The following is a 21,623-nucleotide window of genomic DNA, read 5'->3' as shown; positions in this document are numbered from 1 at the left end:
ATGGAACCCTCCCTGTTCGCTGTTGCTGATACAGGCGGTTACCCGCCCGTGCTGGCATTCGTTTTGTTCGAGCACCAGTTGCAAGAGGCATTCCAGACAAGGAGCGTCACATCACCAGTTGTGGATCTCCGCGTTCACGTAGGTGAAGTCGTTCGGGATCGCCAGGTTGGAGTACGAGAAGGACAGGCTCACGTCCAGCGAGGTCACCTGGTGCCACCAGCCGAGCGGCAGGAACATCGTTTCGCCCGGCTCGACGATCACCTCCAGCACCTTCACGCTCGCGAAATCGGGGTGGCGCACCAGGTCCGGCGCGTCGAGGTCGATCGGGCTGTAGACGCGGAAGTGGTTGTAGAGCTTCGGCGTCTCCAGCGGCGAGATGAAACGCCAGCGCTTGCGACCGACGATCTGCGTGTGCATCAGCATCAGCGTGTCGTGGTGCAGCGGCGTGCGCGTGCCGGCCGGCCCGAACCAGAACGACGAGCGCGCCGCCAGCTGCGCCGGGTCGCAGATCTCGGGCAACGTGCCGATGTCCTTCAGCAGCGGCGCGAACTCGGGGCGGCGCAGCACCTCGTTGTTGGCCGTCAGGTAGTAGTCGTTGGTCGCGCCGCCGGCCAGCACCTGGTCGACGAAGTTGCCAAGCCGCACCGTGCGCCGGTGCTCGAGCTTGTTCTGCTCGTAGTTCGAGTCGGCGTTGCGCTCGGCCTGGATCTCGACGTCGAGGTGGCCGAAGCGAGTCTTCAGGTCCTGCGGCGACCAGCGCGTGCGCGCCGGCCAGTCGCGTGCCGCTTCGGTGAGCACCAGCGGGCGGCTGCCGCGCACATAGCGTTCAATGAACTCGTCGCGCGACACATGGCTGCGCTTCTCGACGCGGCCGTAGTGCGGCGACGATTCCCACAGCTTCTGCTGGTTCGCGAGCACCGATTCGAACTTGCGCTGCATCTGCTGGTAGCGCTTGGCCGCGAGGTAGGCCGGGTCGCTGTCCATGCGGATGATCGCGGCCTCGGACTCGGCACGCGACAGGCCGGCGGCCGTCATCGTCTGCAGCATCGACTCCATCGCGCAGTTGCGCAGCTTGTTCTCGGCCACCCATTGCAGCCAGCCGTTGTCGACCGGCCGGGTCTGGGCCTCGATCTCGCGCGGGCGCGGCGCGGGCATCAGCGTGGAAGAGTTCATGGCAGAGCGGGTCTCGGTTGGGATTGCAGGGATGCGGCCGGTGCGGCGGCCGCGGGAGTGTCCAGCGTGTCAGCACCGACTGTGCCGCGCAAGCGGCGCCGCCACGGCACCTCGACGAAGCGGTAGCAGAGCACGGAAGCGGCCACGGTGCCGAGCACGAACAGCCCGTGCACCAGCGGCGGACCGCCTTCGAAGCCATCGCGAACGCCGCCGTCGAACCAGTCGTGATGGCGATAGGTCAGGATGAAGCCGCTCAGCACGAAGAAGAAGTTGACGCCGTGCTGCCCGCCGACGATGAAGCGCAGCCTGGTCAGTTCGGGCAGGTTTTCCTGCGGGGCGGTGTTGGCGCCATGCAATGCCATGAAGATCCCTCCGATGCGGTCGACGCGGGCGTCCTGGGTGGCGCCCGTCTGCCCTCTTCCATTGCGGCAGGAATGTTACGGGCGCCGGGGGGCGTTGGACAACGGGGAATCGGCGGATCGAGGGGTGGAGGCGTAACGGTTGGTGAGTGGCGAGGCGCCATAGAGCGGCTACAGCATGAACATGCAGGTAAACAGGAGCGTGGTGGCAACGATCAGGATTGCGAAGATCCCTCCCGTCTTGCGCACCGTCCACCCACGGCGAGCAGCCACGTATCCCGTGAAGGCAAAACCCACCGCGGGCAACAGCAAGAACACGAGAGTGGCGGGCGCAACCCACGAGGGTCCGCAATGGTCGACATCGCAGCCGCTGCGCTTCTGCCCAAGGTGCGGCAGATGCGCGTGACTCAGCGTGTAGAGGCAAAGCCACGTCAGAAGAAGACCGACCACGAATGCACCAATCGCGGCGACGAGCGATTTCATGACGCTCGCCAAGCGTGGCAACCACTTCTTTCGCCCACCTTCTGTCACGACCGCTCAGCCGGATATCGAGTTCACCGGCGGCACCACATGCAGCGCAATGGTCAAGCCCACGATGGTTGCCGCCGTGAAAGCAGATGCAACCACGGCAGTGGTGACCTTGCGCTTGCGGCTACTCGTTGGCGATCCCACGGTCGCGCCCACGTAGCCCCAGATGAACGGCAACGCCAAAGAGAACGCGTACAGACTCAAGGTCAACGAGGGAGCACAGGTTTCGGAACAGAGCGGCGTCCATGCTCCCCACAAGGCACGGGCGATGGCGCAGCCCAAGAGAAACCCCACCGCCACGGCGGTAGAAAAGAAAAGCCTCTTCATCGAATCTCCCAGAACAGGATCGACGTGGCATCACCCAGGTTCGAGAAACCGAGGCCCGACTCCATGCCGAGGCCAAACCGCGCCACCGTGACTGCAATGCCTTGCCAGCCGGAAGCCGTCAGTCGGCTGCCGTTCCACAGGTCGATGTGGTCCCCGGTCAGATTCTTTTCGCCCGGTCGCGCCCAGTAGTTCGCAAAGAACACGATCCCCTTGCGCCCCTTGATCTTCTCCTGCCACTCCTTGCCGGTCACGTTCTCCGGCTTCAGCGGCAGCCCGATGAGATGCTGCGTCTTTAACCACGCCGCCAGTTCCTCCGCGCGGATCGCCAGGCGCTTGTCGTCGACGCTGACCGATGCACCTCGAAACGATTTCATGTCGACGCCCGCCGCATGCAGCGCGACGCTGACCTTGATCGCGCACTGGTTCTCGAAGCCCTTCGGCGGATCGCCCGACTTGTCCACATAGGGCTTGCTGCTCGGGTAGCCCTGCCACAGCTTGTCGAAGGTCAGTTCCGGCGGCTTGGGCTCGGTCTTCGAGCGGGTCGGCCCGGGCGGATCGGTGCGGTGCAGGCACGCGGTGCCGCTGTCGCGGCGCTCCGCGCTGGTCACGCACAGCGGCCCTGGTTTTCTTGCGCCCATCGTGTTCTCCTCACCTGATCGGCCTTCCGGCCTGCGCGGATGCTAGGGCAAACCACCCGGCGCGAGCGCCCCGTCCCGGGGGGTACATGACTTTCGTCGCTTTACCCCCCGGGCCGGTTTTCCTACTCTGGGGACCATGGTGCACCGCCCGTGCGCCCTTTGTCTGCACAGCAAGCGCACCCATGGCCAATCCCATCACGCTGAGTTCACCGCTTCCGGCCGAAGACCTGTTCTTCGAGTCGATGACGTACTCGACCGGCCTGAGTTCGCTGGGCGACATGCAGTTGTCGCTGCTGAGCGAAAAGTCCGACCTGAAGCCGCAGGACCTGCTCGGCAAGCTGGTCACCGTCAACGTCACGCTCGCGAGCGGCGCCAAGCGCCACTACAACGGCTACGTCACGCGCTTCGGCCTGGGCGGGCACAAGGGCCGCTACTTCGGCTACCGCGCCACCGTGCGGCCGTGGCTGTGGTTCCTGACCCGCACCACCGACTGCCGCATCTTCCAGGACATGTCGGTGCCCGACATCGTCAAGAAGGTGTTCGGCGACCACGGCGTCGCGAGCTTCGAACCCAAGCTGTTCCGCTCGTACCAGCCGTGGACGTATTGCGTGCAGTACCGCGAGAGCGACTACAACTTCATCGCGCGCCTGCTGGAGCACGAAGGCATCTACTGGTACTTCGAGCACACCGACGGCGCGCACAAGCTGATCCTCGTCGACTCGCAGAGCGCGCACGACGCAGCGCCGGGCTACGAAAGCATGCGCTACATCGAAGACAGCGCGAGCGCGCCGCCCGACCAGGAATACATCTCGAACTGGGTGTTCGACGAATCGGTGCGCACCGGCAAGACGGTGATGACGAGCTACGACTTCGAGCGCCCGTCGACCTCGCTCGAGGTCGAGACCGCCAACACCCGCTCGCACGATCTCGCCGACTACGAAAGCTTCGACTACCAGGGCGACTACGTCCAGAAGGCCGACGGCTCGCAGTGGATCGAGAACCGCATGGACGAGATCCAGTCGCGCTACACGCAGTTGCGCGGCGCGTCGAACGCGCTCGGCCTGAAGGTCGGCTGCAACCTGAAGCTCACCAAGCACCCGCGCGAAGACCAGAACAGCGAGTACCTGATCACGTCGATGTCGGTGAAGGCCGAGCTCGGCGTGCACGACTCGGGCGGTGCCGGCGCCGGCTTCCAGTGCGCCTTCTCGGCGATCCCGAGCAAGCAGCAGTTCCGCCCGCAGCGCATCACGCCCAAGCCCTTCGTGCAGGGCCCGCAGACGGCCGTGGTGGTGGGCCCCGGCGGCGAAGAACTCTTCACCGACAAGTACGGCCGCGTGAAGGTGCAGTTCCACTGGGACCGCCTCGGCCAGAACAACGAGAAGAGCTCGTGCTGGGTGCGGGTGTCGTCGCCCTGGGCCGGCAAGAACTTCGGCGGCATCTCGATTCCGCGCATCGGCCAGGAAGTGGTCGTCGGCTTCCTCGAGGGCGATCCCGACCAGCCGCTGATCACCGGCCGCGTCTACAACGCCGAGCAGATGCCGCCGTGGGATCTGCCGGCCAACGCGACGCAGTCGGGCATCCTGACCCGCTCGTCGAAAGGCGGCGGCTACGGCAACGCCAACGCGATCCGCTTCGAGGACAAGCAGGGCGCCGAGCAGCTGTGGCTGCACGCCGAGAAAGACCAGCTGATCGAGGTCGAGAACGACGAAGCCAAATGGGTCGGCCACGACCGCACCAAGACCATCGACCACGACGAGACGGTGCACGTCAAGCACGACCGCACCGAGACCGTCGACAACAACGAGACCATCACGATCGGCGTCGACCGCACCGAGAAGGTCGGCAACAACGAAGACATCACGATCGGCGTCAACCGCAACGAGAAGGTCGGCAGCAACGAGACCATCGCGATCGGTGTCAACCGCACCGAAACGGTGGGTTCGAACGAGACGATCGCGATCGGCAGCAACCGCACGGTGACCATCGGCGCCAGCAAGACCGAGACGGTCGCGCTGCAGCGCACCCGCGCGGTCGGCGTCAACGAAACGGTGGCGATCGGCGCGGCGCAGGAAGTGGTGGTCGGCGCGGCGCAGAGCATCACGGTGGGCGCCACGCGCTCGGTCTCGGTCGGCATCAACGAAAGCCATTCGATCGGCGCCAAGCAGAGCATCGACGTCGGCTCCGACCGCAGCCTGAGCGTCGGCGGCAAGCAGAGCGTGCAGGTGGCCAAGGCGCGCAACACCACCATCGGCGAAGACAACACGCTGAAGGTGGGCAAGAACTACGTGCTCGAGGCGGCCGACTCCATCACGCTGAAGACTGGCAACGCCAGCATCACGATGAAGAAAGACGGCACGATCGTCATCAAGGGCAAGGACATCACGGTGGAGGGCTCCGGCAACATCAACAAGAAGGCCGGCGGCAACATCGTGATGAAGGGCTCCAAGATTCTGCAGAACTGAGGCACACGATGAGCGGCCGCGACACGCTGGACCAACAACTCCTGGAAGCGCACGAGCGCGAGGAAGCCACGCCACTCCCGCCCGTCGGCGATCCGCACGATGCGCTGCAGCCGCTGCTGCAGTCGCGCGCGGCGGTGCTGCGCAGCGAGCCGCTGCCGTCGGTCGTGGTCGGCGAACTGATCGCGATCACCGACGACGGCGCGACGCCGCTGGTGCTGTACCCCGGCCAGCCCGGCACCGCGGCGCTGCGTGCGCGCTCGGTGCTCGACCTGCATGGCGCGCACATCGGTGCGCAGGTCACGCTGATGTTCGAGAACGGCGATGCGGCGCTGCCGATCGTCACCGGCGTGCTGCGCCCGGCCGCCGGCTGGCCGCTGGCCGACCGGCCCGACCAGGTGCAGCTCGACAGCGACGGCCAGCGCATGCTGGTCAGCGCGAAGAAGGAGCTCACGTTGCGCTGCGGCAAGGCCAGCATCACGCTGACCGAAGCCGGCAAGGTGCTGATCCAGGGCAGCTACGTCTCCAGCCGCTCGACCGGCGTGAACCGCATCAAGGGCGGCTCGGTGCAGTTGAACTGATCGACGCTGCAGTACCCGCATGGAGCTGATCAACGCCACCCGCATGACGGCGGGCTACAACATGGGGCTCGAGCCGAGCGGGCGCGAGTCGCTCGTGGTCGTCATCAAGGGCACCTTCCGCTTTCCGCTCGCCGGCGAACCGGCGACGCATTTCGCGCTGCACGACGAGCAGCTTCCGCTGGTGATGGCCGACACCTTCACCGGCGAACCGGGGCTGTCGGCGCCGGTGTACGAAGTCGACTTCGCGCCGCGCAAGCCACGCGTCGACGTGCTGCTGCTCGGCAGTGCGCATGCGCCGCACGGCCGGCCGACGACGCGCGTCGAGACCGGCATCCGCATCGGCAACTGGAGCAAGCGCATCGCGGTGGTCGGTGCACGGCACTGGGACTGCGGCCTGGCCACGCTGCGCGCGACGCCGGCCGAGCCGTTCGTCACGCAGCCGATCAGCTACGACGTGGCGTATGGCGGTGCCGACCTCGCGCATGAAGACCCGTCGCAGCATGCCGCCTACATGGCGAACCCGGTCGGCACAGGTTTCCACAAGCACCTGAAGAAGGCCTGGGTCGACGGCAAGCCGCTGCCGCGCACCGAGGAGATCGGGCGCAGCGTCAGCGATCCGGACAGCGACTACGCGCCGATGTCGTACGGGCCGCTCGGGCGCGGGTGGTCGTCGCGCTCGCGCTTCGCCGGCACCTACGACGACGAATGGCTCGACCAGCATTTCCCGTTCCTGCCGCCGGATTTCGACGCGCAGTACTTCCAGGCGGCGCCGCTGGACCAGCAGCTGCCGCTGCAGGCGTTCGTCGGCGGGCCGGTCGAGGTGGCGCTGGCGAACCTGACGCCCGAGGGGCTGACGCGGTTCACGATCCCGAACCTGGTGGCGCCGGTGCACGTGTTCCCGAAGCGCGGAGAGCGCGAGGACTACACCGCGACGCTCGACACGATCGTGATCGAGCCGGAGCTGCAGCGGTTCAGCCTCACGTGGCGCGTCGCGCGGCCACTGAAGAAGAACCTGTTCGAGATCGCGCAAGTGCTGGTGGGCAAGAAGGGGCGGGAATGGTGGCAGCAACGCGACCTCAACAGCTTCCCCGTGCCCGTCGTGATGATCCACGTCCCCCGGCGTGAAACAACCCTGGCGCCCTGACGACATGCCGATGACGTCCATTGCCATCCGGCAGACCGGTCTGGTCACCAGCGTGGGGCTGACGGCTTCGACCGCCTGTGCGGCCATCCGCGCCAAGATCTCCAATCCCGGCGTGACGCGCTTCATCGATCCGGCCGGCAGGCCGATTGCGGCCCATGAAGTGAGCCTGGACAAGCCCTGGCGTGGCTTGCACAGGCTGGCACGCATGGCCGCGATGGCGATCGAGGAATGCCTGGTCGGCCTCGGCCCCGAAGAGAAGGCACGCGTTCCCTTGCTGCTCTGCGTGGCCGAACGCGAGCGTCCCGGCCGCGAAGACGGTCTCGACGACCGGCTGTTCGGCGAGATCCAGGAACTGCTGTCGACACGCTTCGCGGCCAACTCCGCCGTCGTGGCCCATGGCCGGGTCGGCACCGCGGTGGCACTCGCGTCGGCGCACGGCATGCTCCAGGATCCGCAATGCCCCGGCGTGATCGTGGCAGGCGTCGACAGCCTGCTGTCGTGGCCCACCTTGAGCGCGATGGAACAAGGCGACCGCTTGCTCACGGACACCAACTCGAACGGATTCCTGCCTGGTGAAGCGGCCGGCGCCGTGCTGCTGGGGCGGGCAGGCAGCGCGCGCGCCGAACTGCGCTGCCTCGGGGTCGGCTTCGGCGTCGAGAAAGCACATGTGAATTCCGAGGAGCCGCTTCGCGCCGATGGCCTCGCCACCGCCATCAAGCAGGCCCTGGTCGATGCCGGCCGCGAGATGCACGACATGGATTTCCGCATCACTGACGTGTCCGGTGAGCAGTACTACTTCAAGGAGGCCGCCCTCGCGTTGTCCCGCACGCTGCGCCGACGCAAGGAAGCCTTCGACATCTGGCACCCTGCGGAGTGCATCGGCGAGACCGGCTCGGCGAGCGGCCTGGCCGTCCTGTGCGTGGCCGAAGCCGCCTGCCGCAAGGGCTACACGCTCGGGCCGAACATCGTCACCCACTTCGGCAACGATGCCGGACAACGCGCCGCTGCCATTCTTCATTACGCCGAGGCCCTGTGAGCAATCAAGTCTTCGCCAACATGATGGAAGTGTCGTGCAAGGCTGCCGCCGGCAAGTCGATATGCGCCTTTCCGGACGTGTGCTTCACGCCACCGCTGACACCGGCCACGCCCCCGGGCGTGCCAATTCCCTACCCCAACACCGGCATGGCCTCGGACTGCACCGACGGCTCCACGACCATCCAGATCTCCGGCAAGGAGGTCATGCTCAAGAACAAGTCGTACTTCAAGACCAGCACCGGCGATGAAGCCGGCTCGGCGCCGAAGAAGGGGGTCGTGACGAGCCAGATCAAGGGCAAGGTCTACTTCACGATGTGGTCGATGGATGTGAAGGTCGAGGGCGAGAACGTCGTTCGCCACCTCGACCTGACCACCCACAACCATGCCTCCCAGGGTCCCAACACGACGCCCTGGCCCCACATCGACGAGATGACCATGGCGGCCGGCGGGGGCAACTGCAAGGGCGACGTGGACCGGGAAAAATCGGCGTGCGAAGAATATGCGCCGTACAAGGACACCGACGTGTGCGCCGACGCCGGCTTGTCCGGCAACGTGATCCAGAGCGGCGCCGACGCGCAGGCCGCAGGGTTCGCGACGCCCAAGGCCTGGGCGGACGACAAGAGCAAGAAGTCCGCGGCCAACAAGTGCCTGGCCGCTCGCCGCTGCCGCCTCGTGCCGTACAACTCGAAGAAGGACGGGGTCTCGGGTTGCTGCCCGGCACAGACCGCCGATCACCTGGTCCCGAAGGCCTCGTTCTTCGTCAAGGGCTACGAAGACGGCGTGAAACTTCCCGACTGGCAGAACTACGACGATTCCAAGGCACCGTGCATGTGTGCGGAAGGCGGCAGCAACACCGCCGGCAGCCATGGCCTGCGCCATTCGCATCACAAGGCCAACGGCCCGGGCAAGGGGGTCTATCACCCGTTCGAGGCCGAAGTGACGCTCGCAGCGGCCGGTGCCGCGGAAGTCTTCAAGGGGTCGGGTTGCAGCCAGAGCTGCATCGAGGACCAGCTCAGGCAAGGCCACAAGGGCATGGGCTCGCAGGACCGCGATGTCAAGCACAGCCCCTCGGGCAGTACGATGTCCAACCAGGACATATCCTCACGCGCCCAGGCCTACCAGCCTGAGGTCGTCCTCCGCTAAGCGCCTCGGACGAGGCCGACACTCTCATGGAAAAACCCATCTCCAAATCCACCGTGTTCGGCGTCGGCGCCGCACGTTTCGGTGACCTGGTCTACGTCATCGGACGCGACCGGAACCTGGATCAGCAGCATGTCGAGCATTCGCGGCTGATCGGCTTCGACGGCGGCAAGTTCGGCCACATGGGCGATCGCAACTGGACAGCGACCGCCATTGCCATCGCGAGGCGGCCCAGCGAGCGGATGGTGGTCGTCAGCGAAGAAGGCGCCGTGTTCACCTATGCCGCCGGCAAGCACACCGAAGAGCAGTTGACACCCGTGCCGAGCGTGATCCGTTCGGCTGGCGTCATCGACGGCCTGGTCTACGCCTGCGGGATGAAGCGTCAGGTCTATCGGCGCGACGACGAAGGCCGCTGGAGCGACATCAGCGCGCCCGCGCCGGCCGCCGGAACCAACGCCGGCTTCGAGGCCATCGGCGGTTTCGCCGGCACCGAGGTCTACGCGGCGGGATGGGCCGGAGAGATCTGGCATTGGAACGGCGTGACCTGGACATCCCTCGGCGCGTTGACCAACTACATCCTCACCGCGCTGTGCACGACCGACAAGGACGTCGTCATCTGCGGCCAGAGCGGCAGCCTGCTGCGCGGTCGTGGCCAGCAATGGGATGTCGTCGACCTGGGTGACTTCGCCGAAGACCTGTGGGATGTCGCCTGGTACAAGGGGCAGCTCTACCTGAGCAGCATGACCGATCTGTTCGTGCTGACGGATGACGGCCCGCAGTCCGTCGACTTCGGCGCCGACCGCCCGGCGACGTTCCATCGCCTGACCCAGGCCGAAGGCGTCCTCTGGTCCATCGGGGCTTCGGACATCTTCTCCTTCGATGGCAATGCCTGGAAGCGTATCGACTGATGCCTGCGCTGCCTGACTCCTCTGCCGCCTCGCCGTTCCGGCGGCCACCTGTCAAGGCCGTGCTGCAGCAGCACCTCGAAGACGCTGCCGTGCTGCGTTCGGTGCGCTCGGGTCTCGTACGTGCACCGCACGTTCGACTGCACCACCTGCGACGCCTCGATGATCGGTTGGCCGCACACCTGGACGGCGTGGCAGAGGCTGGTGCCGAGGGGATCCAATGGAGTCTGCGGGCCCTGGAGCAGCCGACGACTGGCGCGATGTTCACTGCGGGAGTCAACGCGATTCGCCACCAGGATCCGCTGAGCCTGGACACCCTGGTCGCCATCGCGGAGGCCGAACCCGCTGCGATGGTCGGTCTGGTTTCAGCCTTCGGCTGGGTACCCGCCAACGAATTGCGAGGAACCGTCCAGAACCTGCTGACCTCGGCCAGTTCGGCTCGATGCGACATCGGTCTGGCCGCATGCCGGTTGCACCAGGTCGATCCTGGAGCACCCCTGGACGCTGCGTTGTCCAGCGGACGGTACACAGGCAGGGTGCTCGCTGCTGCAGGCGAATCCGGCCGCACCGAACGTCTGCCGGCATGCTTGACGGCCCTCACCGCCACAAACCCGGCATTGCGACTTCTCGCCGCCCGGTCCGCCCTGCTTCTTGGCGACCGGACGACAGCCATGGACGCGTTGTCGTCGTTGCTGCGCAGTCCGGGCGGCCAACAAGCCCAGGCCACCGGGCTGTGGTTGCGGGTCGCCGCGCCCGACCGGGCTGCCGACATGCTGCGCTCCCTGGCCAAGGAGCCTGCCCAGAGTCGGCTTCTGATTCGTGCCATTGCGGCAGCAGGGGATCCGTTCTACATCCCCTGGCTGATCACGCAAATGACCGACGCCAGGCTGACGCGCCTCGCTGGCGAGTCGTTCAGCATGATCACAGGGCTCGATCTCTCGATGCTCGACATGGAACTCGATGCGCCGGCGAATGCCGATCAGGAGAGTGGTGAGAGCGCCGACGAAAGCGATCCAGCGCTCGATGAGGACCACGGCCTGCCTTGGCCGGATCCATCGAAGATCCAGGCATGGTGGCAAACACACGGGTCACGGTTCACTGCAGGCACGAAATACTTCGTCGGTGCAGCTCCCACCTGGAAACATTGCTTGTCGGTGCTCACCACGGGTTTGCAACGTCAACGCATGGCTGCAGCCGAGTACCTGTGCCTGCTGAAGCCGGGAACGCCATTGTTCAATGTCGCAGCACCCGCATGGCGGCAGCAACGACTGGTCGCGTCCATACCCGCCTGACTGCACAGACTCGCGTCGGCCGGCGAAAGGGATCTCTTCATGTTCGACGGCTCGGCCTGGCGGGACATCACCCTGCGTCGATCGCCCGCGTCGTCGCCGACCCACACCCCATGCAATACTCGCCGCGCCCCTCGCGCGGCTCGCCAGAACACCCCAGGGAAAACCGATGCCCCCCATCGACGCCAAGCTGATCCTCGCCATCCTCGGCCCCGCTTTCCTCGTGCTCGGCCTCGCACGCTGGCTCACCGCCGGACGCGTGATCCCGCAGGCCAAGGCCTGGCTGCTGGTCGGTGCGATCTTCTCGGCGGTGGCCACGTGGTTGTGGTGGCAAGCACTTTCTTCACACGGATGACGGGGTGAAGCAGGTCTGATCCGACCCCGGGTCGGGGCACAATCTGCCGTTCGCCCCAGCGGCGCCGACCCCACCCGGACGGCAGCCCGGCTGCCGGGCTCCGCTCACTTCGACTGAAGATGGAACGCATGATCGCAACCACTGATCGCACGGCACCGTCCCGCCTCGCCGGCACGGCCGTCCTGATGACGGCCCTGGTGGCGGCGCTGGCGCTGTCGGCCTGTGCCACCAAAACGGCCGAACCTCCCCCCGAGCCGCCGGCCATCACGCCGGCCCCCGCCCCCGCGCCGGAACCGCCGCCGCCGCCGACCCCGGCGATGCAGGCACAGTCGCAGAAGGTCGCGCAAGGCGTCGTCGAGCTGCTCGAGGCCGGCAACGAAGAGCAGGCGCGTGCCGAGCTGCAGCGCGCACTGACACTGGACCCGGCCAACAAGCTGGCGCTCAACCTGCAGCGCCAGATGACCGACGACCCGCAGGCCACGCTCGGCCGCGAGTCGTTCCCGTACGTGGTGCGCTCGGGCGACACGCTGTCGCGCATCGCCGGCCGCTTCCTCGGCGACATCTACAGCTTCCACATCCTCGCGCGCTACAACAACATCAAGGTGCCGCGCCAGGTCGGCGAAGGCACGACGCTGCGCATCCCCGGCAAGGCGCCCCCGCCCGAGCCGGCCCGCCCGACCCGGCCCGCACCGGCGAAGCCCGAACCGGCCGCCGAACCGGCACCGCCGCCGGTGGCGGCCGCGCCCGCCGCACCCGCCGAGCCGTCGGCCGGCGAGAAGGCGTTCCGCGCCGCCGAAGCCTCGGCCAAGGCCGGCAACCTGGAACGCGCGCTGGCCGACTACAAGCAGGCGGCCAGCCTGGGCGTGGCGGCCGCCGGCCCGAAGGCGGACGCGACCAGCAAGCGGCTGGTCGACACGCACTCGCGCAATGCCCGCTCGGCGCTGGCGCGCCAGGACCTGGACGGCGCGGTCAAGTCCTGGGACAAGGTGCTCGAGCTCGATCCGTCCAACGAGACGGCCAGGCTCGAACGGCAAAAGGCCCTGCGCCTGAAGGAAAAGGTCAACGCGCTCTGAGCTGCTGGCGGCGGCGTAGGAAATGCCCTACGCCGCTGCGGCATGCCGTCCGATTCTCGCGACCGGCCATGCCGGGGACTCTTGGTGTCACGCAAGCCATGACATGACATCAAGGAGGAACCCATGCCCCAGGAAGCCCAGATCATCGGCAAGGTCGAGTACCGCGAAGGGGACGGCCAGGCGATCGAGATCCGACCCGGCCCCATCGAGGTCGAGACCACCCTCACCGACGCGACGCTCAGCTGGGTCGACGGTGACACGCACGGCTCCACCGCGATCCCGATCGGCGATTTCCAGCGCTACGTGGCGCGCGGCACGATCGAGCTGAAGCACTAGCCTCGCCGGTCGGCCACCGAGCGCCGTTCGTACAACTCGAGCAGCACCTCGCTGACGTTGCCGAGCAGCAGCCGCGCGACCCCGTCCGCATAGAAGTTGAACTGCGTGCTGACGCGGTAGCCGGTGCTGATCGTCAGGCGGGTGCCGCCGCGCTCGGGCCGCAGTTCGAACACGGTGTCGTGCAGGTCGAAGTACAGCCCGCCGATGCGCACGTGGTCGTCGAGCGCGCCCGACGGCACCGAGTCGTCGGCGAAGCGGTAGGTCCAGGCGATGCGGCGCGCCGGTTGCCAGTCGGTGATGTCGCCATCGAAATGGATGCCCTTGCCCATCCGGAAATGCTGCACCCGGCCGCCGGCCGATCCGGTGATGCCGGATTGCGGCGGCGGCACGCCGATGCGGTAGGCCCAACCACGTTCCACCTCGCCGGCCTGGATGTCCGGCAGCTGCGTCAACTGCTGCCACACCACCGCGGCGGGGGCGGCGATCCACAGGCTGCGCTCGATGCGGCTCTGTTCGTCCTGCAACGCGGTGCCGGGCACCAGTCCGCCGAGCAGCAGCGGCAACGCGCCGACCGCATACAGCGTCGGCCGCGGCCAGCCGGTGACGCGGCAGGCGACGCCCATCAGCAGCCCGCCGACGCTGCCGAGCACGCCGAACAGCGGCGCGATGACGATCGCGCAGATCAGCCCTTCGATGTTGATCAGCAGCGTGCCGAGGACGAACAGCCCGGTGGCGAGGAACGGCGCCGCGATGCAGTAGCCCCAGGAGCAAGGCGCCTCGCGCTCGGCGATGTAGACGGTGACCATGCCCACCGCGATCGGCGCGAGGAACACGAAGGCGCCGGCCATCGCCGACCAACGGCTGCCGGCCGCGCCGGAGAACGCCAGCCGCAGCACGATGCCCGCCAGCGCGCCGGCGAGCACCGGCCAGCGGTAGCGGTACGGAAGGTGGCCGGTGCTCATCGCGTGTGCGCGATCCACAGCAGCAGCGCGAGCACGCCGATCGTCAGCTTCTGCGCCAGCGAGACGGCGCGTGCGATGCCGGCGCGCCACTCGATGCGCGGCTCGGGCGGGCTGATGCGCAGGCCTTGCGCCAGCGCGGTCGGGCTGCGGCCCAGCAGCGTCGGCAATTCATTGGTCACCGGCACGCTGCCGCGTTCGAGCAGGCGCAGCGTCTCGGGGCTGAACGACTTCTGCGGCAGCAGGCCAGCCACGCGGGCCGCGAGCTTCATCAGCGACATCGGCACCGGCAGCCACAGCGGCTCGCCCAGGCCGAGCGCGGCGCGGTAGCCGGCGAGCATCTCGCGGTAGCTGACGACCTGCGGACCGCCAAGCTCGCAGACCGAACGCAGCGCGCCACGCTGCTCGACCAGCCGTGCGATCGCCTCGGCCAGTTCGTAGACATGCAGCGGCTGCAGGCGCTGCAGCCCGCGCCCCGGCAGGCTGACGACCGGCAGCGCCGCGAGCGTCGCGAACAGCGCGGCGCTCGCGCTGCGCGGCCCGTACACCAGCGACGGGCGCAACACCGCCCAGTCGAGCGGCAGTGTCGCGAGCAGGTCGTCGGCGAGCAGCTTGCTGTGCAGGTACTCGCTGTCGATGCCACCGGGTCCGACGCCGAGTGCCGACACCTGGATCACGCGCCGCACGCCGGCCAGGGCCGCGCCGCGGAACAGCTCGATCGGCCCCTGCGCATGCACGCGCTCGAAGCACTGCCCGCGCGAGGGCCGCAGGATGCCGACGCAGTTGACGACGGTGTCGACCTGCGCTTCGCGCAGCCGCTCGGCCCAGCGCTGCGGCGCCACCGGGTTCGAGAAATCCAGCGGCCAGTGCTGGCGCGCCGCGCCCGGTCGGCGCGAGGCTTCGACGACCTTGTGGCCGCGCGCACGCAGCGCATGGACGACGGCCGCACCGATGCAGCCGGTCGATCCGCAGACGAGGACCTTCATGACGACCTCCTTGGAATGCAGGGCCCGGGGCACGCGGCATCGAGCACACGGGCGGCCTCGGGTTCGAGCGCCTGAAGCCCGGCGCGAGGCGGCAAGGTGGCAGGCAGGCTGATGTCCCACACCAGGCCGAGACGGTTCAGCACGCACAGCACCCACCAGCCGGGATCGGCCTGGCCGGGGTAGAGCCCGAGGCGGGCCGAGCCGGGAAACGCGTGGTGGTTGTTGTGCCAGCCCTCGCCGAAGGTGATGAGGCCGCAGCCGCGCACGTCGTGGCCTTGCACGCCGGCCCCGTCGACATGCCAGCTGCGGTGGCCGACGCGGTGCGCGAAGTGGCCCACCATCCAGTGGCCGGTGAGGCTGACGACGCAGCGCAGGCACACGCCCCACAGCACCGCGCCGACGCCGCCGAGCGCGAAGAACAGCAGCGCCCACGGGAGCTGCTGCAGCAACCAGTGCCGCTCGATCCACATCAGCACGGGGTCGCCGGCCAGGTGGCCGGGCAGCTCGAAACGCGGCGGGCGGGCGAGGCGCAACTCGCAATGCAACTGCCACCACGCGTCGACGAAGAAGCCGCGCCGGTGCGCGAAGAAATCATGGCAGCGCGTTTGCCGCTGGGCCCAGTCGCGCAGGTCGTGGGTGCGCATCATGCCGACCGGCCCGGCCATGCTGACCAGCACGCCGAGGTAGACCAGCCCGCGTTCGAGCCACAGCGGGCAGGCATACGCGCGGTGGATCAGCCGCCGGTGCATGCCCAGCGAATGCCCGAGGCACAGCGTGACGGCGCTGCTGGCGAGGAACAGCGCGAGCCCGCCCCAGCTCGGAAACACGCCGACGGCCACCACGCCGCCGGCGGCCATCGCGAACCACCACAGCGAACGCGCCGGGGCCCAGGCCACGCGGCCTTCGACGGCGCTGGCGTGCGCATCGGCATGGAGGGTGGTGACGTCGTTGCGCATGGCGATGGCTCCGCGATCAGCCGGCGCGGCGATCGGCGCAGCGGCCATCGCGACAGGCCCGCGGGTCCGCCACGGCGCGGCGCGCACGCCATGCGCGGATGCCGCGCACCAGCGGTGCCGCGGTCGCCGAGATCGCATGGCGGTGGCGCGCGAACCACCGGTAGCTGGTGTCGAGCGCCGGCTGCAGCGGCGCCCATTGCAGCGGCCGCCACATCCAGCCGAGCCCGACGGCCTCGTAGGCGAGCCGCACGACATGCACGCCGCGCAGCCACTGCCCGTCGCCGGCCAGCCCGTGGATCTCGGCGTCCATCGCCTCCCGCGTTGTGCCCCACGGCGAGGCATCGAAGCACGGCGCGCTGATGTCGACGAACACCAGCCGACCGCCGGCATCGCGCTCGCGCAGCGAATCCATCTCGAGCGAACACACCGGGCAGGCGGCGTCGTAGAAGAGGGTCAACGGGTAGGTGATGGGGGTCATGGTGGGTGATTTCGCGTGTTATTTATGTCAGTAATTTCTGTCTATAGAGAAACCAAAGATCAAAAAAAGGAGGGCCCCTCAAGGCCCGAGCAACTGCACCGGATTGACCTCGTCGGTTGCCGCCGCGCTGTCGCGGCCGAGCAGCTTCTTGATCTTCGCGCCGAGCTTCAGCACCTTGGTCAGCGTGTCGGTGTCGAGCTTCAGCATCTCGTCGCTCCAGGCGGTCAGCGTGACCAGCAGTTCCTGCGTCTCGCGGATGCGCAGGCGGGCCTCGGCCGGATCGCGGCTCAGCGCCGGGTCGGCCAGCAGCTCGTTCAGCACCTCGATCGTCGGCGCGATCTCTCGGCGTTGGCGCTCACGCACCACGGTGCGCAGCAGCTCCCACACCTGGGTCGAGGTCTCGAAATGATCGCGCCGGTCGCCGGCCAGGTGCGTCAGCTTGATCAGGTTCCAGCCCTGCAACTCCCGCAGGCTGTTGCTGACGTTGGAGCGTGCGACGTCGAGCGTGTCGGCGATCTCCTCGGCATGCATCGGCCGGCCGGTGATGAACAGCAGCGCATGGATCTGCGCGACCGTGCGGTTGACGCCCCAGCGCGTGCCCATCTCGCCCCAGTGCAGCACGAATCGGGAGAGGGTCGGCGACAGGTTCATGAGGCGGACTCTAGGGTCGCCCGATATTTCTGTCAATGCAGAAATTGAAAAATCAATCGACCGGCGCCGAGACGATCCAGCCTTCCAGCGGATCGGCATCGGCCGGCCTGCCGAAGCCGGGTTGCCCGGCGGCCCATGCGGCCTGCATCAGGCACAGCACCGCGTCGAGCCGGTCGCCCGAGGCATCGGCCACCAGCGCATCGCGTTGTGCATGCGACAACCGCAGGCGCAGCCCGAGGCGCGAGCGGCCCTGCTCCAGCGCATCGAGCAGGTCCTTGCGGGCGATCAGGCGGTCGGGGGTCTGGCGGGCCTTGTCGTCGGCCTTGTACGAGCGCCGGCCGATCAGCTCGCGCGCCAGCAGGCCGGGGTAGCCCTCGAGCGCGACGCGCTGCGCATCGCCGGCGCGCAACCCGGGCAGGTCGACGCCGGCATCGACCAGCAGCGGTACGCCGGCATGCAGCATCAGCGCGACCGGCGGGTTGATCCACTTCATCGACGGCGATGAACCGGCCGGCCCGTCGGTCGCGCGGTGCGCGAACTTCGCGCCGACCGGCCGCGCATCGCAGAAGGCCGCGAAGCGCATGCGGATCTCATCGCGCGACAGCCCGGCGTAGTGGCGCATCAACGGCAGCCAGTCGAGCGGCCAGCCGAGCGACTGCACCAGCTCGCGCGGCAGGCCGAACGGAAAGTCGAAGGCCGCGAGCCACGGCCCGGGCGTGCGAAGCCAGGCAGCGAAGCCGTCGAAGTGCTCGTGCGTGTCGATTCGCTCCAGCTTCACGACGGCATGCGCGACGCGGCCGCGTGCCACGGTGATCGGCTTGCGCCGTGTCGGCCGGCTGGTGAAGTCGACGCCGGCCAGCGGCAAATCGGTGTCCGGAAGGAAGGTAGAAGTCATGGGTGCCGGCAACGTCGGTCGCATCAGCCGGCGGCGAGTCCCACCACCCCCGCCGCGATGCACGCCGCGCCCGCGATGCGCGTGCCGCGCTCCCCCTCACCCAGCAATCGCCCGCCGAGCAGCGCGGCGAACAGCATCGACACCTCGCGCGCCGGCGCCACGTGCGACAGCGGTGCGAGCCGCGCCGCGTACAGCACGAGCACATAGCCGAGCGGGCTGATCGCCGCCAGCACCAGCGCGTGCTTCCACAGCGCGCGTGCGGACGCCATGAAAGCCTCGGGCCGGCGCAAGGCCGTCGGCAGCATGAACGGCACCCGCAGCAGGTTGCCGAAGTAGTCGATCAAAATCGGCGAGATCAGCATCACCTTGACCGAGTAGCCGTCGATCAGCGTGTACAGCGCGATCATGCAGCCGGTGGCCGCGCCGTAGCCTAGGCCGGCCATCACGCGCTGCCGCTGCACCGGGTCGTGCGCACGCGCCCACAGCGACGGGCCGCCGGCGATCAGGAACACGCCGCCGGTGACCGCGAACACGCCGAGCACGCCGCCCAGGCTCATGTGCTCGTCGAGCAGCAGCAGCGCACCGAACGAGCTGATCAACGGCCCGGTGCCGCGCGCGACCGGGTACACCACGGTCAGGTCGCTGGCCGCATAGCCGCGCAGCAGCACGTTGAAGTACACCAGATGGGTGATGCCGCTCGCGAAGATCAGCGCCCATTCCTTGGCGCCCCACAACGGCACCGTGCCCCATGCGGCCCAGATGCCGACCGGCCCCCACAGCACCAGGATCATCAGGCTGCACAGCAGCGCGAAGCGGCTGTCACCGCCGGCCTTCTTGGCGACCAGGTTCCAGGCGGCGTGCAGCAGGGCGGCGATCAGGACGAGGCAGAGCGCGAACAGGGACATGAGGACGCAGGCGAGGCGAAACCCGCATTGTCGTCAGAGTTGCGCTGGGAACATCCCCGGGTTTCGGCCCGTCACGCCCGAAGCTGGAACCCGTGCGCCGCCGGCTCCGGCGCCAGCGGCTCCAGCAACCAATCGCGCACGCTGCTGGCAGCCGCCAGCACGCGATCGAACAAGGCCATCAGCGCGGGTTCATCGAGTTCGGACAGGCTCTCGCGCGTCCACAGGGAGAACCGTCCGCCGTCCGGTTCGAGGGCTCCGATCAGCGCGGGGTGTTCCGCGGAGAACTGGTTGGCCGCCAGCAGCGGCAACAGGCGCTGGGCATCGCGCGGATCGACCGGCGCGGCGATCTCGGCGATCACGACCAGGAATCCCTCCTGGTGACCGAGCAAGCCGACTGTCAACCCGTCATCGACGGAGAGTGCGACGCTCAGCCGGTGTTCGCCGGGCGGCGCGATGCCGATGCGTTCGCACAGCGGGCGGACGACATCCTGGAATGACAGCAACGGTGTCATTGCAATCCCTCCTGCGCGCTGTCAGCCTGAGCATGCTCGATCATCTCGACCGCGAGCGTCAGATTGTCTCTCAGAGCCTCGTCGTCGATGCCCGCCCTCAATGTCTCCAGCAGCGCAAGGTTCGATGGCTGCAATGCAATCGCCTGCGCGACCGCTTCACCACAGATGATTGCTGCAACCTCTCGTTGACGCGCAACGTCGCCCCCGGCCGCGTGAGCGTCTCGCAGCATCTGTTGCGCGAATTCCCACGCGACGAGCCCGACACCGTTCGGCCGCAAGGCAGAAGCTCCCCGCCTCAGCAACAGTTTCACCATGTCGGCTCCGCCGGCCTGTATCGCCAGGCTCAATCCATTCTCCAGACCGTGAGACGCACCGAACTGTGCGCCCGCCTTCAACAGCCGTCTGACGCCCCGCACGTCGAGGTGCATGCAAGCCATCATCAGCCATCTCGAGCCCTGGTCTCCGCAGGCCGCGAGGCTTTGCGTGTTCAGCCACCTTGTCAGCGCAGGCCTATCGCGATTCTTCAACGCGTCGTCGATCATGCGCATCCGCAGCATCATGTTCATCTGCGTTGCCGTGGAAGCGTCGATGGCGTTCTTGTACAGCTCGCCGATGAGCGCCATGTTGCGCTCATCGAGCGGGCCGCAAAGTGCCGTGTTCGTCGCACCGAGGCACAGGTCTCGATGACGTTCGGGGAACCATTGGCGCACGTCGGTACGCTGCAGCAGCCGGGTCAGTTCCTGCCGATCCTGACGGACACACGCGCCTTCCACCTCCAGTTCCCATTGCGCCTGCTGCAGGTGCAACTCGGGAAACTTCGGCCGATCGGCGGGTTCGTCCAATCTCTCGATCGACGATTCGGCCACTATGTCGTTCGAGTAGTAGTGTCCCCGGTGGTGGTAGACGACCTGCTCGTTCGGCTGCATGCCTTTCTGCGCCGCCTGTTCCCGCGTGAGGAGGCAATCAGTCTCGGTTCTGTCCTTCCGGCCGTTGGTGAGGATCTTCCGCTTGGCATATGAAACAAGGTCGCTTGAACTGGAGTTTCCGAGGAAAGGCTGCCACTCAGGGGGAAGCTCGACATCGCGGATCTCACCCAGGGACCTCGCCTGCCGCTTCAGGTCTTCCCAGCGGAATTGAACACCATCCCCAGGACGCCAAACCGCGACAACGATCAGATCGTTCACCGTGCTGAACCTGCCATCCTCCGGCAGAAATGCCTCCGGGTTGATCCAATGATCATGAATGACGCAGGAGCCATCTCGCAGCCATACGCGAACGAAGCAATGGTCGACTTGCGTTGAGCTGACAACCTCGATTCGGTCACATCGCGACATTGCATATTGAGCGTAGTGTTCGACCAAGATCACGTAGGTCGCCAAGGCAGACACAGAACAGTTTCGTCCGCCTTCCCGCAGCGAGTTCATGAATCGATCACCACCACACTCAGATGCACGGCCGAACAACCAGTGCGACTCACCGTTCGAGGCACGAATATGAGATTCCAGGTTGCCTGAGAAAATGGGATAGCACTCTGCCTGACGCCTTGCAGTCATCGGCACCAATCTGCAGCTGTACAGGCTGTCGGCCCCGACCTCACGCACGACATACATCGTGCGCTGGCCTGTTGTTGCGGTGGAGCGGCTGACCTTCCGATCGAACTCCACGGGGCTGCCATTCACTTCAGCGCGCGCCACCTCGTAAGGCCCGTGAACATTCGCAGGAAACTCCCCCCGCTGGTTGACCAGCGACGCGCGCGGGTTGTTTCGGTAAGAGGCGGAGGCGGGGTACTGCATGGTTCACGCTCGTGACGATGAAAGGGCCGGATGGCATGCCGCATCGTTCGCAGTGGTCGCGCGAGACCGGCCTTGCCAAGGTGTCGTGGTGAGTGACCGTCGTCGGGCCGCGGTTCCCACCGCACGCGCCGACATGCGTTCCGGTC

The 21,623-nt window shown here is 67.4% G+C and carries 24 protein-coding genes; 10 read left to right on the top strand and 14 right to left on the bottom strand.

From position 1 onward, the window contains the following. Positions 1-111: 111 nt before the first annotated feature. The 5 genes from ASC98_RS23960 to ASC98_RS23940 form a co-directional block, all read right to left on the bottom strand. On the bottom strand, positions 112-1,173 hold the full coding sequence (locus ASC98_RS23960; RefSeq protein ID WP_056815313.1) for a cupin-like domain-containing protein: 1,062 nt from the start codon (positions 1,171-1,173) through the stop codon (positions 112-114). Beyond that, positions 1,170-1,535 (bottom strand): hypothetical protein, encoded by a 366-nt coding sequence (locus tag ASC98_RS23955; protein WP_157598076.1) that lies wholly within the window; start codon positions 1,533-1,535, stop codon positions 1,170-1,172. Before ASC98_RS23955 ends, ASC98_RS23960 begins: the two co-directional genes overlap by 4 nt. A 168-nt stretch (positions 1,536-1,703) precedes the next feature. Then, positions 1,704-2,015 (bottom strand): hypothetical protein, encoded by a 312-nt coding sequence (locus ASC98_RS23950; RefSeq protein ID WP_056820524.1) that lies wholly within the window; start codon positions 2,013-2,015, stop codon positions 1,704-1,706. Positions 2,016-2,069: 54 nt separating this feature from the next. Further along, positions 2,070-2,387 (bottom strand): hypothetical protein, encoded by a 318-nt coding sequence (locus ASC98_RS23945; RefSeq protein WP_056815308.1) that lies wholly within the window; start codon positions 2,385-2,387, stop codon positions 2,070-2,072. Beyond that, entirely contained in the window at positions 2,384-3,025 is a 642-nt protein-coding gene (locus tag ASC98_RS23940; protein WP_082542083.1) for a type VI secretion system amidase effector protein Tae4, read from the bottom strand. Before ASC98_RS23940 ends, ASC98_RS23945 begins: the two co-directional genes overlap by 4 nt. 182 nt (positions 3,026-3,207) lie before the next feature. On the opposite strand from ASC98_RS23940, the gene ASC98_RS23935 reads away from it, so the two are divergent. From ASC98_RS23935 to ASC98_RS23890, 10 genes are all read left to right on the top strand, one after another. After that, positions 3,208-5,487, top strand: a complete 2,280-nt coding sequence (locus ASC98_RS23935; RefSeq protein ID WP_056815302.1) for a type VI secretion system Vgr family protein — start codon at positions 3,208-3,210, stop codon at positions 5,485-5,487. A gap of 8 nt (positions 5,488-5,495) precedes the next feature. Next, on the top strand, positions 5,496-6,065 hold the full coding sequence (locus tag ASC98_RS23930; RefSeq protein WP_235581369.1) for a DUF6484 domain-containing protein: 570 nt from the start codon (positions 5,496-5,498) through the stop codon (positions 6,063-6,065). 19 nt (positions 6,066-6,084) lie between these two features. Beyond that, on the top strand, positions 6,085-7,209 hold the full coding sequence (locus tag ASC98_RS23925; protein WP_056815300.1) for a DUF2169 domain-containing protein: 1,125 nt from the start codon (positions 6,085-6,087) through the stop codon (positions 7,207-7,209). Between the two features lie 10 nt (positions 7,210-7,219). After that, positions 7,220-8,245, top strand: coding sequence for a 3-oxoacyl-ACP synthase (locus ASC98_RS23920; RefSeq protein ID WP_056815296.1), 1,026 nt, complete (start codon positions 7,220-7,222; stop codon positions 8,243-8,245). Continuing rightward, positions 8,242-9,387: a PAAR-like domain-containing protein gene (locus ASC98_RS23915; RefSeq protein WP_056815292.1), complete on the top strand. Its 1,146-nt coding sequence runs from the start codon at positions 8,242-8,244 to the stop codon at positions 9,385-9,387. The genes ASC98_RS23920 and ASC98_RS23915 overlap by 4 nt, the downstream gene beginning before the upstream one ends. A gap of 26 nt (positions 9,388-9,413) precedes the next feature. Continuing rightward, on the top strand, positions 9,414-10,292 hold the full coding sequence (locus ASC98_RS23910; RefSeq protein WP_157598075.1) for a hypothetical protein: 879 nt from the start codon (positions 9,414-9,416) through the stop codon (positions 10,290-10,292). Continuing rightward, positions 10,292-11,581: a TIGR02270 family protein gene (locus ASC98_RS23905; protein WP_056815286.1), complete on the top strand. Its 1,290-nt coding sequence runs from the start codon at positions 10,292-10,294 to the stop codon at positions 11,579-11,581. Before ASC98_RS23910 ends, ASC98_RS23905 begins: the two co-directional genes overlap by 1 nt. Positions 11,582-11,747: 166 nt before the next feature. Further along, positions 11,748-11,933: a hypothetical protein gene (locus ASC98_RS23900; protein WP_056815283.1), complete on the top strand. Its 186-nt coding sequence runs from the start codon at positions 11,748-11,750 to the stop codon at positions 11,931-11,933. A 128-nt stretch (positions 11,934-12,061) separates the two neighbouring features. Next, positions 12,062-13,006: a LysM domain-containing protein gene (locus tag ASC98_RS23895; RefSeq protein ID WP_157598074.1), complete on the top strand. Its 945-nt coding sequence runs from the start codon at positions 12,062-12,064 to the stop codon at positions 13,004-13,006. 123 nt (positions 13,007-13,129) lie between these two features. Beyond that, on the top strand, positions 13,130-13,342 hold the full coding sequence (locus tag ASC98_RS23890) for a hypothetical protein (protein ID WP_056815275.1): 213 nt from the start codon (positions 13,130-13,132) through the stop codon (positions 13,340-13,342). Here the strand turns inward: ASC98_RS23890 and ASC98_RS23885 are convergent. From ASC98_RS23885 to ASC98_RS23845, 9 genes are all read right to left on the bottom strand, one after another. Then, a complete protein-coding gene (locus tag ASC98_RS23885) occupies positions 13,339-14,304 on the bottom strand; it encodes an SRPBCC domain-containing protein (RefSeq protein WP_056815271.1) in 966 nt (321 codons plus the stop codon). The genes ASC98_RS23890 and ASC98_RS23885 overlap by 4 nt on opposite strands. Beyond that, positions 14,301-15,287, bottom strand: coding sequence for an NAD-dependent epimerase/dehydratase family protein (locus tag ASC98_RS23880; protein WP_056815268.1), 987 nt, complete (start codon positions 15,285-15,287; stop codon positions 14,301-14,303). The genes ASC98_RS23885 and ASC98_RS23880 overlap by 4 nt, the downstream gene beginning before the upstream one ends. Then, a complete protein-coding gene (locus ASC98_RS23875) occupies positions 15,284-16,243 on the bottom strand; it encodes an acyl-CoA desaturase (RefSeq protein ID WP_056815409.1) in 960 nt (319 codons plus the stop codon). The genes ASC98_RS23880 and ASC98_RS23875 overlap by 4 nt, the downstream gene beginning before the upstream one ends. Positions 16,244-16,259: 16 nt before the next feature. After that, positions 16,260-16,721 carry a thiol-disulfide oxidoreductase DCC family protein gene (locus ASC98_RS23870; protein WP_056815265.1) on the bottom strand — a complete coding sequence of 154 codons (462 nt, stop codon included), beginning with the start codon at positions 16,719-16,721 and terminating at the stop codon, positions 16,260-16,262. Between the two features lie 78 nt (positions 16,722-16,799). Then, entirely contained in the window at positions 16,800-17,372 is a 573-nt protein-coding gene (locus tag ASC98_RS23865) for a GbsR/MarR family transcriptional regulator (RefSeq protein ID WP_056815262.1), read from the bottom strand. Between the two features lie 52 nt (positions 17,373-17,424). Continuing rightward, complete coding sequence (locus ASC98_RS23860; RefSeq protein WP_056815259.1) at positions 17,425-18,267, bottom strand: DUF429 domain-containing protein; 843 nt, start codon at positions 18,265-18,267, stop codon at positions 17,425-17,427. Between the two features lie 23 nt (positions 18,268-18,290). Further along, a complete protein-coding gene (locus ASC98_RS23855) occupies positions 18,291-19,172 on the bottom strand; it encodes a hypothetical protein (protein WP_056815257.1) in 882 nt (293 codons plus the stop codon). A gap of 71 nt (positions 19,173-19,243) precedes the next feature. Further along, positions 19,244-19,684 carry a CesT family type III secretion system chaperone gene (locus ASC98_RS23850; protein WP_056815254.1) on the bottom strand — a complete coding sequence of 147 codons (441 nt, stop codon included), beginning with the start codon at positions 19,682-19,684 and terminating at the stop codon, positions 19,244-19,246. Next, entirely contained in the window at positions 19,681-21,477 is a 1,797-nt protein-coding gene (locus ASC98_RS23845) for a hypothetical protein (protein WP_157598073.1), read from the bottom strand. The genes ASC98_RS23850 and ASC98_RS23845 overlap by 4 nt, the downstream gene beginning before the upstream one ends. Positions 21,478-21,623: the final 146 nt, after the last annotated feature.

The organism is Rhizobacter sp. Root1238 (assembly GCF_001425825.1).
In the GTDB taxonomy this organism is placed as follows: domain Bacteria; phylum Pseudomonadota; class Gammaproteobacteria; order Burkholderiales; family Burkholderiaceae_C; genus Rhizobacter.
Note: the sequence above shows the minus strand (reverse complement) of the source record. Positions and strands in the feature narration are given on the sequence as shown.